The following is a 14711-nucleotide window of genomic DNA, read 5'->3' as shown; positions in this document are numbered from 1 at the left end:
TTGACGGACCGAGACGGGCGGGTGGGCGGGAAACAAAAGGCCCAAGCCACAACGCACCCGCACCAAAGAACCCGCCCCACCGCCGGGGGCCTACGCTGAACGCATGAACAACCACAGCGGACGCGGCCACGTCGCCGGCCTCCCGGCCTGGGACCGCTGCGCGGTCATGGGCGTCGTGAACGTGACCCCGGACTCCTTCTCCGACGGGGGCCGCTGGTTCGACACGACCAACGCCGTCAAGCACGGCCTCGACCTGGTCACCGAGGGCGCCGACCTGGTGGACGTCGGCGGCGAGTCCACCCGCCCCGGCGCCACCCGCGTCGACGAGGCCGAGGAACTCAGGCGCGTCGTCCCCGTCGTCCGCGGCCTCGCCGCCGAGGGCGTCACCGTCTCCGTCGACACCATGCGCGCCTCAGTCGCCGAACAGGCGCTCGCGGCGGGTGCCGCACTCGTCAACGACGTCAGCGGCGGCCTCGCCGACCCCGCGATGATCCCGGTCGTCGCCGCCACGGGCGCCCCCTTCGTCGTCATGCACTGGCGGGGCTTCCTGGAGGGCGGCAACGTCAAGGGCGTGTACGCCGACGTCGTCTCCGAGGTCGTCGACGAACTGCACGCGCGCGTGGACGCCGTTCTGGCCGGCGGCGTGGCCCCCGACCGGATCGTCGTCGACCCGGGCCTCGGCTTCTCCAAGGGCGCCGACCACGACCTGACCCTCCTGGCCCACCTCGACCGGCTGCACGGCCTGGGCCACCCCCTGCTGGTCGCCGCGTCCCGGAAACGGTTCCTGGGCCGCGTACTGGCCGGCCCCGAGGGCGCCCCACCGCCCGCGCGGGAGCGGGACGCGGCCACCGCCGCCGTCTCCGCGCTCGCCGCCCACCAGGGCGCCTGGGCGGTCCGCGTCCACGAGGTCCGCGCCACCGCCGATGCCGTACGGGTGGCCCGTGCGGTCGAACAGGCCCGTAGCGCCGAGGGAGTCCGGTGAGCGCGCCGCACATCGACGTCGAGCAGGTCGAACTCGCCAACACCGCCTTCTACGAGGCGCTGGAACAGGGCGACTTCGACGAGTTGTCCGCGCTCTGGCTCAGCCCCTCCGACCTGGGCGTCGACGAGGAGTACCACGACCCGGCGGACACCGGGGTGATCTCCTGCGTGCACCCGGGCTGGCCGGTACTGACCGGACGCGGCGAGGTGCTCCGCTCGTACGCGCTGATCATGGCGAACACCGAGTACATCCAGTTCTTCCTGACCGACGTGCATGTCTCCGTCACCGGCGACACCGCCCTGGTGACCTGCACCGAGAACATCCTCAGCGGTGGCCCGCCGCCCGAGGACAGCGACGAGCTGGGGCCTCTGGTCGGACAGCTGGTCGTCGCCACCAATCTGTTCCAGCGCACCCCCGCCGGCTGGAAAATCTGGTCCCACCACGCCTCCCCGGTCCTCTCCGAGAACGACGAGAACGACACCGGGGTCGACGACACCCCTGCCTGAGCCGAACGGACGGACGCCTGAGCCGCCCGGACCGAACACGGCCGATCGTGGCGGAACGCGGCGGAACGTGGTTGGAATCACGAACACGGGGTAAGTGCGGCTACCAGCCCGTGAGCAGCCGCGTTCCCACGGGGAAACACCCGATGAACCCTCCCGGTCACCCCATGGACGGGACCCACGTGGGGCAGGCACTGTCAGTACCCGCAGGTAGATTCGGACGTGGCTGCCTCGGCCGACCGCACCTCGGCCTCGAGCGGCCGCCAACGACGATTGCAGGAGTGATTCGCGTGGATCGTGTCGCGCTGCGCGGCCTGAAGGCCCGTGGACACCACGGGGTGTTCCCGGAGGAGCGGGAGAAGGGCCAGACGTTCGTCGTGGACCTCTCCCTCGGCCTGGACACCCGTCCGGCCGCGGCCGACGACGACCTGGCGAAGACCGTGCACTACGGCATCGTGGCGGAGGAGGTCGTGGCCGTCCTCGAGGGCGAGCCCGTCGACCTCATCGAGACGCTCGCCGAGCGCATCGCGCAGGTCTGTCTGAAGCACCAGGGGGTCCTGGAGGTCGAGGTGTGCGTCCACAAACCGAACGCGCCGATCACGGTCCCCTTCGACGACGTGACCATCACCATCACCCGGAGCCGAGTATGACCGCCTCGTTCACCGAGAGTCACAGCGACCCGACCGTCCAGCCGGTGCCCGCCTCCGTCGTGCGACAGGTGGACGCCGCCGACACCACCCTGCACAACCCGAAACGCGCCGTCATCTCCCTCGGCTCCAACCTCGGCAACCGCCTGGAGACCCTCCAGGGGGCCGTCGACGCCCTGGAGGACACCCCCGGCGTCCGCGTCAAAGCCGTCTCCCCTGTCTACGAGACGGAGCCGTGGGGCGTCCCGGCCGGCAGTCAGCCCTCGTACTTCAACGCGGTGGTCGTCCTGAAGACGACGCTGCCCCCGTCCTCGCTCCTGGAGCGCGCCCACGCGGTCGAGGAGGCCTTCCACCGCGTCCGCGAGGAACGCTGGGGCCCGCGCACGATCGACGTCGACATCGTCGCGTACGCCGACGAGGTCTCCGACGACCCGGTCCTCACCCTCCCCCACCCGCGCGCCCACGAACGGGCCTTCGTCCTCGCCCCCTGGCACGACGTGGACCCCGAGGCCCAGCTGCCCGGCCGCGGCCCGGTGGCGGCGCTCCTGGAGAGCGTCGCCCTGGAAGGTGTCGCGCCCCGCGCCGACCTGGAACTCCAGCTGCCGGAATAGCCGTTAAGGTCGTGACGACCACAGCTCGGTGGTCCGGTCCAGGGAGCTGAAGGGGCACCGTGAGAGAGCTGCACATCAAGATGCTGGCCGGCGTGTTCATCGTCGCCGGAGTGCTCTCCTGGGCGGGCGCCCGGCTGTGGAACGCGGTGGGGACGCTCCCCAGCGTCCCGCTGGCCGCCCCCGTCGTCCTCGCTCTGATCGCCGTGGTGCTGCTGGCCACGGCCCTCTCCCTGCGCGCCCGCCTCAAGGCCCAGCGCGACCGCCGCCCCGGCGCCAAGGGCGTCGACCCCCTGATGGCCGCCCGCGCGGTCGTCTTCGGCCAGGCCAGCGCCCTGGTGGCCGCCCTGGTCGCCGGAATGTACGGCGGCACGGGCGTCTTCCTCCTGGAGTCCCTGGACATCCCGGCCCGTCGCGATCAGGCCATCTACGCCGGCTTCTCGGTCCTGGCGGGCATCGCCGTCATAGCGGCGGCGTTCTTCCTGGAACGGGTCTGCAAGCTGCCCGAGGACGACGAACACAACGGGAGCACGGCCCCGGCGGCATGATCAGGAATCACCATGGCTGACGGGCAAGGTGCCCGTTGACCAGGAAACTGGGGTACGGGTCGAGGCGGAACGCGTAGAGGGTGAACGGCTTGTCCTTGGATGTACGCCGACGTACTTCGTGTACCTGAGTCCAGGTCGCCTCTCTCAGATGAAGGGGATGCTGCTCGGGCTTGAACGTGCCTCGTAGGGGCCATCTGTCGGCCACCACCAGGCGCGAGGCCAGCCCGTTGGTGCGGGGCGTGAATCTCGCCCCGATGATCTGCGCGAGTTCCGTCAGAAACGACACATTGGCACTGACCAACAAGCGAGCAGGCCAGGTTTTGGGCCTGTACCCGTCCCCGTCCGTGTAACCGTCCAGAAAGCCTTCGAACGTCTCCCTCTCCCGGAGCACCACGCGAGGAAAGCCCTGTCTCATGTGGTGTGCGTCCCCGCCCACGTACTGCCTCGTCAAGTCCGCCAGATACGACGAGACCACACGGACGCGGAAACCCGGCACGTCACGCTGCAGGTAACCGGAGGGGCGCGTAACGGGTTCCAGCCGGGCGTCCAGCCCCGTGGCGTTGCTCAAGCACTCGCGTAACGCCCGGCGAACGACTGATCATTGACGATCAACGACACGTAGTTCTTGCCGACTGTGCCGTCCGAACACGTGGCCCCGACCAAGTAACCGAAATCGTAGCCCGGCTTGATGGTCAGCCGCTCGCGGCACAGCTTCCTCGCATGAGTCCAGGCGAGGACCGTGCCCTCCGCGTCTCTCGCGTGCACCCACCCGTCGGGCGTGCCCAGCATCTGATCCGGTGCGACGGTGAATGTCACATGGTCGGTGACGATCTCGACGACCTCCCGCACCTTCACAGCCGCTACTTCCGTGACAGTCGTCTGGACTGTGCGCTCGCCGTCCAACGTCCAGAGGCAAGAACCCGCTTGAATGTCCCGCACCCGCGCACGTCCGCCAACCACATTCACCGTCTGCCTACTAGGCAGCCCATACCCCACAGTGATCCCCCTTGATCAGCGATCAACTCCACTCCCCAAGGACGATATCGGGCACCACTGACAATCAGCTCAGCGCGCCAGTATCAGGCTCATTGCCTCGGCGCGGGTCGTAGCATCCCGAAGCTGACCACGCACAGCAGACGTCATGGTCTTGGCGCCGGGTTTGCGGACACCGCGCACCGACATGCACATGTGCTCGGCCTCGACAACGACAATCGCACCGCGCGCCTCAAGAATCCGCATGAGGGAGTCGGCAATCTGCGTGGTGAGTCGTTCCTGTACCTGGGGACGGCGGGCGAACACCTCAACAAGGCGCGCGAGCTTCGACAGGCCAGTGATCTTGCCCGTGTCAGCTGGGATGTACCCGACATGGGCCACACCATGGAATGGCAGGAGATGGTGTTCGCACAAGCTTACGATTTCAATGCCCTTCACCAAGACCATCTCGTCGTGCCCCAGGTCGAACGTCGTTGTCAAGACATCCTCGGGCTCCTGCCACAGGCCCGCCAAGAGCTCCCGATACGCCCTCGCCACCCGCGCCGGAGTCTGTTTCAGCCCCTCGCGGTCCGGGTCCTCGCCGACCGCGATCAGCAGTTCACGTATGGCGTTCTCCGCTCGCTTCTCGTCGAAAACGCCGATCATGCCCTCGCCGTCCAGCGTCACGGGGTCGGTCATCTGGTGCCTCGTTCCTGTCCCTGTCACACGTGTGGACCACGCGTCGCACGTGCGGACATACCGAAATGCCGCGCCCCCCAGGCTAGGTCCTGGGGGGCGCGGCATCCATTCCGGGCCCGCACGAGCGGGACGGGGCAGGGGAGGCGGGATCAGCTCTCGCCGAGGTCCTCCGGTACCGACTCCGTCGAGGGGACGGACTCGGTGGCTCCGGCCTTGGCGGTGATCGCCGGCGCCGAGCCGTTGGTCCCGTTCGTCAGCGACAGCTCCTTGGGGGAGAGCACCGGCGGGCGGGTGGACGGCGTACGCCGGGAGGAGCCGGTCCACGCGGGGCGGGCCGGGCGCTTGATGATGGGAGCGAAGACCTCGGCGATCTGCTCCTTGCTCAGCGTCTCCTTCTCCAGCAGCTCGAGCACGAGTGCGTCGAGGACGTCGCGGTTCTCGACCAGGATTTCCCAGGCCTCGTTGTGCGCGTTCTCGATGAGCTTCTTGACCTCTTCGTCGACGAGCGCGGCGACCTCTTCCGAGTAGTCGCGCGGGTGCGACATCTCCCGGCCCAGGAAGGGCTCGGTGTTGTCGCCGCCGAACTTGATCGCGCCGAGGCGCTCGGTCATGCCGTACTGCGTGACCATCGCGCGGGCCGTCGCCGTGGCCTTCTCGATGTCGTTCGCGGCGCCCGTGGTCGGGTCGTGGAAGACCAGTTCCTCCGCCGCCCGGCCGCCCAGCATGTAGGCCAGTTGGTCGAGCATCTCGTTGCGAGTGGTGGAGTACTTGTCCTCGTCCGGGAGCACCATCGTGTAACCGAGGGCCCGGCCGCGGGACAGGATCGTGATCTTGTGCACCGGGTCGGAGTTCGGAGAAGCCGCCGCGACCAGGGCGTGGCCGCCCTCGTGGTACGCGGTGATCTTCTTTTCCTTGTCCGACATGATCCGGGTCCGCTTCTGCGGTCCCGCCACGACACGGTCGATGGCCTCGTCCAGTGCCGCGTTGTCGATCAGCTTCCGGTCGCCGCGGGCGGTGAGCAGCGCCGCCTCGTTGAGGACGTTGCTCAGGTCCGCGCCGGTAAAGCCCGGCGTGCGACGGGCGACCGCCGACAGATCGACGTCCGGGGCGACCGGCTTGCCCTTCTGGTGAACCTTGAGGATCTCCAGGCGGCCGATCATGTCCGGACGGTCGACCGCGATCTGGCGGTCGAAACGGCCGGGGCGCAGCAGCGCCGGGTCGAGGATGTCGGGACGGTTCGTGGCGGCGATGAGAATCACACCGCCCTTGACGTCGAATCCGTCCATCTCGACGAGCAGCTGGTTGAGCGTCTGCTCGCGCTCGTCGTGACCGCCGCCGAGGCCGGCGCCGCGGTGGCGGCCGACCGCGTCGATCTCGTCGACGAAGACGATCGCCGGGGCGTTCGCCTTGGCCTGCTCGAAGAGGTCACGGACCCGGGAGGCACCGACACCGACGAACATCTCGACGAAGTCGGAACCCGAGATCGAGTAGAACGGGACGCCCGCCTCGCCCGCGACAGCACGCGCGAGCAGCGTCTTGCCCGTGCCGGGAGGCCCGTAGAGGAGCACACCCTTGGGGATCTTGGCGCCGACGGCCTGGAACTTGGCCGGCTCCTGGAGGAACTCCTTGATCTCGTGGAGCTCCTCGACGGCCTCGTCCGAACCCGCGACGTCCGCGAACGTCGTCTTCGGGGTGTCCTTGGTGATGAGCTTGGCCTTGGACTTCCCGAAGTTCATGACTCGGGAGCCGCCGCCCTGCATCTGGTTCATCAGGAACAGGAACACGACGACGATGAGGACGAAGGGGAGCAGCGACAGCAGAATGCCGACGAAAGCGTTCTGCTTGGTCGGGGAGACCGTGTAGCCGTCCGGAATCTGCTTGTTCTGGTACTTGTCCTGGAGAGTGTTCGCCAGGTTGACGCCCTGATCGCCGATGTAGCTCGCCTGGATCTTCGAGCTGCCCTCGACCTTCTGGCCGTCCTTGAGCTGGACCTTGATGACCTGCTCGTCACCGGTGGTGATCTTGGCCTGCTCGACCTTGTTGTCGTTGATCGCCTGGACGACCTGGCCTGTGTCCACCGTCTTGTAGCCGCCGGACGAGCCGACGACCTGCATCAACACGACCACGGCAAGGACGGCCAGCACGATCCACATGACCGGCCCACGGAAGTATCGCTTCACGTCCATCCATACGGAGCGGTGCCGCCCCGTCCCTCCTGCCATAGTGAGTTTGACAAAGACTGTTCTAAAGATTGCTCTTCGGACGGTACCCCAGCATTGTCACCCGAAGGCGCACGGGCGGGCTGGCAATCACGTCCACGCATGCTCCAACGGCGCGGAGCCCGCCTGGGTTCCCGAACGTCCAACAGGAGTGGCCCTTTGGCTCAGCAGCCGCAGGGGCCACCGACCCGAAGGCCGGACTCAGCCGCCGTAGACGTGGGGCGCGAGCGTACCGACGAAGGGGAGATTGCGGTACTTCTCCGCGTAGTCGAGGCCGTAGCCGATCACGAACTCGTTCGGGATGTCGAAGCCGACCCACTCCACGTCGATGGCGACCTTCGCGGCCTCCGGCTTGCGCAGCAGGGTGCAGATCTTCAGCGACTCGGGCTCACGGGAGCCGAGGTTGGAGATCAGCCAGGACAGGGTCAGTCCGGAGTCGATGATGTCCTCGACGATGAGGACGTGCTTGCCCTTGATGTCGGTGTCGAGGTCCTTGAGGATCCGCACCACACCGGAGGACTGGGTGCCCGCGCCGTACGACGACACGGCCATCCAGTCCATGGTGACGGGGGTGGACAGCGCCCGGGCCAGGTCGGCCATGACCATCACCGCGCCCTTGAGGACGCCGACGATCAGCAGATCCTTGCCCGCGTACTCCGCGTCGATCTTCGCGGCCAGCTCGGCCAGCTTCGCGTCGATCTCTTCCTTGGTGATGAGTACCGACTTGAGGTCGGCACCCATGTCTTTCGCGTCCACCCGCATCACTTTCGGTCGCCCGTCGCCGTCTGCCCGGCTCGCCGACCCCTCCCCGAAGGGGGGTGAGATTCAGCCTTGCCGAATCACCAGTCTGCCACCCTGCCGCTGGGCCACGACCCGGCCGGGGAGATTGATGGCCCCCTGACCGCGCCAGCCGGTGATCAGCCGGTCGACTTCCTCGATGTGCCGGGCGAACAGCGAACCGGCCGGAGCGCCCGCCTCGATGGCGGCGCTGCGCAGGATGCGGCGGCGTACGGCGGGCGGCAGGGCGTACAGCTTGGCGCACTCCAGGAGGCCCGCGGCGTCCCGTACGGAGGCCTCGGCCTGGCGGGCCCAGGTGTCGAGAGCGTCGGCGTCGTCGCGGGAGAGCTGGGCCGTACGGGCGAGTGCCTCGACGACGCCCTTGCCGAGGGCCTTCTCCAGGGCGGGCAGGCCCTCGTGGCGCAGCCGGGACCGGGTGTAGGCCGGGTCGGCGTTGTGCGGGTCGTCCCAGACCGGGAGAGACTGGACCATGCAGGCCTTGCGAGCGGTCTGCCGGTCGAGCTGGAGGAAGGGCCTGCGGTAGCGGCCGGGGGCGTTCGGCCCGCCGGAGACAGCGGCCATCCCGGACAGTGAGCGGATGCCGGAGCCGCGGGCGAGGCCCAGCAGAACGGTCTCGGCCTGGTCGTCGCGGGTGTGGCCGAGGAGGACCGCGGTGGCGCCGTGGCGTTCGGCCGCGGCGTCCAGGGCGCCGTACCGGGCGTCGCGTGCGGCGGCCTCGGGACCGCCCTCACGGCCGACGGTGACGGAGATCGCCTCGACCGGGGCGAGGCCGAGTCCGGTCAGGCGCAGGACGACCTCGTCGGCACGGAGGTCGGAGCCGGGCTGCAGACCGTGGTCGACGGTGACGCCGCCGGCGCGCAGACCGAGTTTGGGCGCTTCGAACGCCAGGGCGGAGGCGAGCGCCATGGAGTCGGCGCCGCCGGAGCACGCCACGAGGACGAGCGGGGAGGACTCGCCGGAGGTGGCGGGGGCGGGGAGGAGGCTGTGGGGCGAGGGCTGGGCGTTGAGGATGTCGTGGAGAGCGCGGCGGACCGCCAGGCGTATCGCCGCGACCGCAGGATGGGGACCCATGTCCGGTTCCCTTCATGAAGTTTTCGAGGGGGTGTAAACCGAGTCCGGTCACTCAGAGTGTGTAGATGGTGACAGAAACGGGGCGTTCCCCGAGCATTGCACGCCTGTCCGTGCTCCACGGTCCCTCGGACGGGTGATAGAAGGGGCGTTCACCTGCCGTCGGCCGGATCCTTCACCGCGTACGCCCGGGGGCTCACGACTCCGCCTTGCGGTGCACCCGCCCGACCCAGTCCGACGGTGTGGCGATTTCCGCCTTGGTCGGAAGAGTGTTCGGGGAGGTCCACACGCGGTTGAAGCCGTCAATGCCGACCTGGTCGACGACGGCTTTGACGAACCGTTCGCCGTCCCGGTACTGCTTGAGTTTGGCGTCCAGACCGAGCAGTTTGCGCAGCGCGAGGTCCAGCCGGGAGGCGCCCTTGGCCCGGCGCTGCTGGAACTTCTCCCGGATCTCGGCCACCGAGGGCACTACCGCGGGGCCCACGCCGTCCATCACGTAGTCGGCGTGTCCCTCCAGGAGGGACATGACCGCGGTGAGCCGGCCGAGGATCTCCCGCTGGGCGGGCGTCTGCACCAACTCCACCAGGGAACGCCCGCCGTCGTCCTCCTCGCCCTCCGGCCGCCCGCCCGCGAGGGACTGCGCGGCCTCCCTGATGCGCTCCAGGAAGGTCATGGGGTCGACGTCGGTCTCCCCCAAGAACGACTGGATTTCGCCCTCCAGGTGGTCACGCAGCCAGGGCACACCGGTGAACTGGGTGCGGTGCGTCTCCTCGTGCAGACACACCCAGAGCCTGAAGTCGTGCGGCTCCACGTCGAGTTCTCGCTCCACGTGGACGATGTTCGGCGCGACGAGCAGCAGTCGGCCGCCGCCGTTCGCGCCCGCCGGCAGTTCGCGGGTGGCCGGGGCGAAGGTCTCGTACTGGCCGAGGACCCGGGACGACAGGAACGACAGCAGCATCCCCAGCTCGACGCCGGTCACCTTGCCGCCGACGGCGCCGAGGACGGCCCCGCCCGGTGAACTCCCACGCCGTTCCTGCATCTTGTCCAGCAGCGGCCTGAGCACCTCACGGAACCCGGCGACGTTCGCCCGTACCCAGCCGGGGCGGTCCACGACGAGTACGGGGGTGTCGTGGGCGGCGTCGGTGCCCATCCGGGTGAAGCCGCGGACGTGTTCCTCAGAGGCCTTCGCGTGCCGGCGCAGCTCGGCGACGATGGCCCTGGCCTCGTCGCGGCTCACTTCGGGGCCCGGCCGTACCAGCCGGGTCGCGGTCGCCACCGCGAGATTCCAGTCGACCATCCCAGCAGATGCGGCACCACCGATGCTCGTCATGCGTCAACGGTACGTGAGCGGTCCCTTCAGGGGCAGGGCGGCGAGATGACAGGGGAGGTCGCAGGTCATCCGCAGCCGCAGGCCGCCAGTGCCGTCGCCGCGCGGTCCAGGGCCGCCTGGGCCTGCGTCGCGCTGGTGGTGTCCCCGGCCAGGAAGGCGAACGCCAGGAGGCGTCCGTCGCGGTCGACGACCGTGCCCGCCAGGGCGTTCACGCCGGTCAGGGTGCCTGTCTTGGCCCGTACGACGCCTGCCGCGCCGTCCGCGTAGCGGGTGCTCAGGGTGCCCGTGAAGCCTGCCACCGGGAGGCCCGTGAGGGCCGGCCGCAGTTCGGGGTGGGCCGGGTCGCCGGCCTTGGCCAGGAGGGCCGTGAGGAGGTTCGGGGTGAGGCGGTCGGTCCGGTTCAGGCCGCTGCCGTCCGCGAAACGGGCGCCGGACAGGGGCAGTCCGAGCTTCCCCAGCTGGGTACGGACGGCCCGCGCGCCCCCCGCGAAGTCGGGCCGGACGCCCGTGGCGAGCGCGGTCTGGCGGGCCAGGGCCTCCGCGAGGTCGTTGTCGCTGTTGGTCAGCATGCGCTCGACGAGGGCGGAGAGCGGCGGCGAGGAGACCTTCGCGAGGGTGGTCGCACGGCCCGTGGCCTTGGACGGGCCCGGGGAGGTCGTCTTGATGCCGTGCTTCGCCAGCATGGCCCCGAAGGTGCGGGCGGCGTCCGCCGCCGGCTCGGTGCTGCGGTCGGCCGTTCCACTGGTTGAGTCGTTCGTGCGGGCCTCGTCGGCCATCAGGGCGCTGACCGGGGCGAGGTTGCCGCCGTTGTCGGCCCCGATCGGGTGGAGTTCCGGGCCGGCGTAGAGCGTGGTGTCGTACGACAGCGTCACCTGGCGTACGCCGCGCTTCTTGAGGGCGGTGGCCGTCGCGTCGGCCAGGGTGCGCAGGCTGGCCCAGCCCTCCGGGTCCGTACGGGCCGTCAGGGTGGGGTCGCCGCCGCCGACCAGGACGAGTTCGTTGGTGTCGGGCTCCAGGGCGGCCCGGGTGGTGAGGCGGTGGTCCGGGCCCATCGCGGAGAGCGCGGCGACCGCCGTGGCGATCTTCGTCGTCGAGGCGGGGACGAGCGCCTCACCGGCCCCCAGGCCGTACAGGCGCTTCCCGGTGGCGACGTCGACGACGGCGGCCTTCTGGTGGGTGCCGAGGGCGGGGTTCCTCAGGAGCGGGTCCAGCACGGCCGCGAGGGCCCTTCCGGCGGGCGCCGCCCGCAGGGTGCCGGTGGCGCTGCCGAGGCCGGCCAGCACGATGGGGGCGCTCGGCGCGGGCGCGGGCGCCCCGGCCGACGTACCGGAGGCGCCGGAGGTGTCGGACGTACCGGAGTTACGACCGTGATCTGCGCCACCAGATCGTTCCTGGACGGCGGCCCAGTCGCGCTCGGCCATACGCTGCCCGGAGGCGTCCCAAGGGCCGGCGGCGGTCACCACGCCGGCGGTCAGCGCCAGTCCGGCGGTGGCGGCGCCCGCGGTGTACTGCCAGGTCCGGAGGGTCTGCGGCTTCGACAGCGCCGTCAGCGCCCGCAGGGCGTCCGGTTTGGGGAGACCCGCGAGTTTCGGGGCCACCGCCTGGGTGATCCGCGCGACCCGCGGCCTCACGGCGGCCGTGGTCCGCCTGGCTCGCGCCAGTCCCGGCTTCATCGTCGCCGTCGCTCGTTCGAGTGATGGTTTCACGGCTGCCGTCGCTCGTCCGACCCTTCCGAGCTGCGGTTTCACCGCTGCCGCGGCCCGGGTGAGACGGGGTCGTACGGTCCGCGCCAGCCGCGTCACCCTCGGCCTCGCGGCCCGCCAAGGCCTCAGCTCCGGCACGACCACCAGCCCCTTTCGCGATCACACACCTGCGTGAGGGACACTTAACCACCAGAACTATGTGTTGATCATGGAGGAGTCACCGGTGGAGTTCGACGTCACGATCGAGATTCCGAAGGGTTCACGGAACAAGTACGAGGTGGACCACGAGACCGGTCGGATCCGTCTGGACCGTCGCCTCTTCACCTCGACCAGCTACCCGGCCGACTACGGCTTCGTCGAGAACACCCTGGGCGAGGACGGCGACCCGCTGGACGCGCTGGTCATCCTGGACGAGCCGACCTTCCCCGGCTGTCTCATCCAGTGCCGCGCCATCGGCATGTTCCGGATGACGGACGAGGCAGGCGGCGACGACAAGCTGCTGTGCGTGCCCGCGCACGACCCGCGCGTGGAGCACCTGCGGGACATCCACCACGTGTCGGAGTTCGACCGTCTGGAGATCCAGCACTTCTTCGAGGTCTACAAGGACCTGGAGCCCGGCAAGTCCGTCGAGGGCGCCAACTGGGTCGGCCGCGCCGACGCGGAGGCCGAGATCGAGCGGTCGTACAAGCGTCTCAAGGAGCAGGGCGGCCACTGAGGTCCTCGGACCCAGTCGTGTCGAACGGGCCGCACGCATGCGCGTGCGGCCCGTTCGTTTGCCTGTGCGCATACTGAGGCGTACTGGAGGGGCACGCGCAGGGAGCGATACGGAGTGACGGACGAGGCTCGCAAGCCGGCATCGGACGAGGCCAGGGGTGTCTTCGCGATACCCCTCACCGTCGGGGCTCCGGGCGGTGGTGACGGCGACTCGTCCACCACCTCCGAGTTCGCGCTGCCCGAGGGGTTGGCGCCGCCCAGGGCCACCGAGGAGTCCGAGACCACCTCCGAGTTCGCCCTGCCGGCCGGACTCGACGTGCCGCAGCCGCCCGGCGGCGACATCGAGGGGTCGGCCTTCAGCACCCCGCTCACCTACCGGGCGCCCGCGTTCACGCCGCCGACCGGCATCCCCGTGGTCAGTCTCACCAAGGACGTGCCGTGGCAGGACCGGATGCGCACGATGCTGCGGATGCCGGTCGCCGAGCGGCCCGCGCCGGAGCGCCCGCACAAGGTGGCCGAGGAGGGCGGTCCCGCCGTCCCGCGCGTGCTCGACCTGACCCTGCGCATCGGCGAACTGCTGCTGGCGGGCGGCGAGGGCGCCGAGGACGTGGAGGCGGCCATGTTCGCCGTCTGCCGGTCCTACGCCCTCGACCGCTGCGAGCCGACCGTCACCTTCACCCTGCTGTCGATCTCGTACCAGCCCTCGCTCGTCGAGGACCCCGTGACGGCGTCACGGACGGTCCGGCGCCGGGGCACCGACTACACGCGCCTGGCGGCCGTCTATCGGCTTGTGGACGATCTGAGCGACGTGGACACCGTCACGTCCCTGGAAGAGGCCTACAGGCGCCTCGCGGAGATCCGGCGCAACCGGCACCCGTATCCCGGCTGGGGGCTCACCGTGGCCGCCGGGCTGCTCGCGGGCGCGGCCTCCGTGCTCGTCGGCGGTGACCTGCTCGTGTTCGTGGCGGCGGCGCTCGGCGCGATGCTCGGCGACCGGCTGGCGTGGCTGTGCGCGGGGCGCGGGCTGCCGGAGTTCTACCAGTTCACGGTGGCCGCGATGCCGCCGGCCGCGATCGGCGTCGCGCTGACGGCCGCGCACGTGGACGTGAAGGCGTCCGCCGTGATCACCGGCGGGCTGTTCGCGCTGCTGCCCGGGCGGGCGCTGGTGGCAGGCGTGCAGGACGGGCTGACCGGGTTCTACATCACCGCGTCCGCGCGTCTGCTGGAGGTCATGTACTTCTTCGTCGGCATCGTCGTCGGGGTGCTGCTGATCCTGTACTTCGGCGTGAAACTCGGCGCCGAGCTCAATCCGGACGCGGCGCTGGGGAGTGCGCAGCGGCCGCTGTGGCAGATCAGCGCGTCCATGCTGCTGTCGCTGACCTTCGCGGTCATGCTCCAGCAGGAACGTTCCACCGTGCTCATCGTGACGCTCAACGGGGGTGTGGCGTGGAGCGTGTACGGCGCGATGCACGACACCGGCGACTTCTCGCCGGTGGCGTCGACGGCCGTCGCGGCGGGTCTGGTCGGGCTGTTCGGGCAGTTGCTGTCGCGGTACCGGTTCGCGTCGGCCCTGCCGTACACCACGGCGGCGATCGGGCCTCTGCTGCCGGGGTCGGCGACGTATTTCGGGCTGTTGTCGATCGCGCAGAACGACATGGACGCGGGGTTGGTTTCGTTGTCGAAGGCGGCGGCGCTGGCTATGGCCATCGCCATCGGGGTGAATCTCGGGTCGGAGATCTCGCGGCTGTTCTTGCGTGTGCCCAGCGGCTCCGCCGGGGGGAGGCGGGCCGCCAAGCGGACGCGCGGGTTTTAGCGTGGGGTTCCAGCAACCGACTCCACATGGTTCCTGGCCACGCCTGACTTCCTGAGCCGTGAGTTCATTCGGGCATGTTCGGCCATATGTCCGACACTCGATATTCC

Annotated in this window: 15 protein-coding genes; 7 read left to right on the top strand and 8 right to left on the bottom strand. The window is 69.8% G+C overall.

Annotated elements, in window-relative coordinates; translation table 11 throughout:
* Window positions 1-103 precede the first annotated feature (103 nt).
* The 5 genes from folP (at window position 104) to ADL01_RS39470 (ending at window position 3288) form a co-directional block, all read left to right on the top strand.
* Entirely contained in the window at window positions 104-982 is an 879-nt protein-coding gene (gene folP / locus ADL01_RS39490; protein ID WP_053746906.1) for a dihydropteroate synthase, read from the top strand.
* Window positions 979-1488 carry a nuclear transport factor 2 family protein gene (locus ADL01_RS39485; protein WP_053746905.1) on the top strand — a complete coding sequence of 170 codons (510 nt, stop codon included), beginning with the start codon at window positions 979-981 and terminating at the stop codon, window positions 1486-1488. Before folP ends, ADL01_RS39485 begins: the two co-directional genes overlap by 4 nt.
* 287 nt (window positions 1489-1775) lie before the next feature.
* The gene (gene folB / locus ADL01_RS39480) at window positions 1776-2135 is read left to right on the top strand and encodes a dihydroneopterin aldolase (RefSeq protein WP_053746904.1); all 360 of its coding nucleotides are present in this window, start codon (window positions 1776-1778) and stop codon (window positions 2133-2135) included.
* Complete coding sequence (folK, locus tag ADL01_RS39475) at window positions 2132-2743, top strand: 2-amino-4-hydroxy-6-hydroxymethyldihydropteridine diphosphokinase (RefSeq protein ID WP_053746903.1); 612 nt, start codon at window positions 2132-2134, stop codon at window positions 2741-2743. The genes folB and folK overlap by 4 nt, the downstream gene beginning before the upstream one ends.
* A 59-nt stretch (window positions 2744-2802) precedes the next feature.
* On the top strand, window positions 2803-3288 hold the full coding sequence (locus ADL01_RS39470) for a DUF3180 domain-containing protein (protein WP_053746902.1): 486 nt from the start codon (window positions 2803-2805) through the stop codon (window positions 3286-3288).
* A 7-nt stretch (window positions 3289-3295) separates the two neighbouring features.
* Here ADL01_RS39470 and ADL01_RS47060 read toward each other — a convergent pair whose 3' ends face one another.
* From ADL01_RS47060 to dacB, 8 genes are all read right to left on the bottom strand, one after another.
* Window positions 3296-3856, bottom strand: coding sequence for a hypothetical protein (locus ADL01_RS47060; RefSeq protein ID WP_234354960.1), 561 nt, complete (start codon window positions 3854-3856; stop codon window positions 3296-3298).
* The gene (locus ADL01_RS47055; RefSeq protein WP_234354959.1) at window positions 3853-4143 is read right to left on the bottom strand and encodes a hypothetical protein; all 291 of its coding nucleotides are present in this window, start codon (window positions 4141-4143) and stop codon (window positions 3853-3855) included. The genes ADL01_RS47060 and ADL01_RS47055 overlap by 4 nt, the downstream gene beginning before the upstream one ends.
* Window positions 4144-4353: 210 nt before the next feature.
* Window positions 4354-4959 (bottom strand): GTP cyclohydrolase I FolE, encoded by a 606-nt coding sequence (gene folE, locus ADL01_RS39460; protein WP_053746901.1) that lies wholly within the window; start codon window positions 4957-4959, stop codon window positions 4354-4356.
* A 149-nt stretch (window positions 4960-5108) separates the two neighbouring features.
* The gene (gene ftsH / locus ADL01_RS39455; protein WP_053746900.1) at window positions 5109-7145 is read right to left on the bottom strand and encodes an ATP-dependent zinc metalloprotease FtsH; all 2037 of its coding nucleotides are present in this window, start codon (window positions 7143-7145) and stop codon (window positions 5109-5111) included.
* Between the two features lie 234 nt (window positions 7146-7379).
* Complete coding sequence (gene hpt, locus ADL01_RS39450; RefSeq protein ID WP_053746899.1) at window positions 7380-7940, bottom strand: hypoxanthine phosphoribosyltransferase; 561 nt, start codon at window positions 7938-7940, stop codon at window positions 7380-7382.
* 63 nt (window positions 7941-8003) lie between these two features.
* Complete coding sequence (gene tilS, locus ADL01_RS39445; protein ID WP_053746898.1) at window positions 8004-9047, bottom strand: tRNA lysidine(34) synthetase TilS; 1044 nt, start codon at window positions 9045-9047, stop codon at window positions 8004-8006.
* Between the two features lie 193 nt (window positions 9048-9240).
* Window positions 9241-10374, bottom strand: coding sequence for a zinc-dependent metalloprotease (locus tag ADL01_RS39440; RefSeq protein WP_078961042.1), 1134 nt, complete (start codon window positions 10372-10374; stop codon window positions 9241-9243).
* Window positions 10375-10439: 65 nt separating this feature from the next.
* Window positions 10440-12221, bottom strand: coding sequence for a D-alanyl-D-alanine carboxypeptidase/D-alanyl-D-alanine-endopeptidase (gene dacB / locus ADL01_RS39435; protein WP_053746896.1), 1782 nt, complete (start codon window positions 12219-12221; stop codon window positions 10440-10442).
* 79 nt (window positions 12222-12300) lie between these two features.
* Between dacB and ADL01_RS39430 the strand changes: the two genes are divergently transcribed.
* Both ADL01_RS39430 and ADL01_RS39425 read left to right on the top strand, forming a co-directional pair.
* Window positions 12301-12792, top strand: coding sequence for an inorganic diphosphatase (locus ADL01_RS39430; protein WP_053746895.1), 492 nt, complete (start codon window positions 12301-12303; stop codon window positions 12790-12792).
* A 114-nt stretch (window positions 12793-12906) separates the two neighbouring features.
* Window positions 12907-14604 (top strand): threonine/serine ThrE exporter family protein, encoded by a 1698-nt coding sequence (locus ADL01_RS39425; protein ID WP_063783641.1) that lies wholly within the window; start codon window positions 12907-12909, stop codon window positions 14602-14604.
* Window positions 14605-14711: the final 107 nt, after the last annotated feature.

Source organism: Streptomyces sp. NRRL WC-3618 (genome assembly GCF_001280005.1).
In the GTDB taxonomy this organism is placed as follows: Bacteria; Actinomycetota; Actinomycetes; order Streptomycetales; family Streptomycetaceae; genus Streptomyces.
Note: the sequence above shows the minus strand (reverse complement) of the source record. Positions and strands in the feature narration are given on the sequence as shown.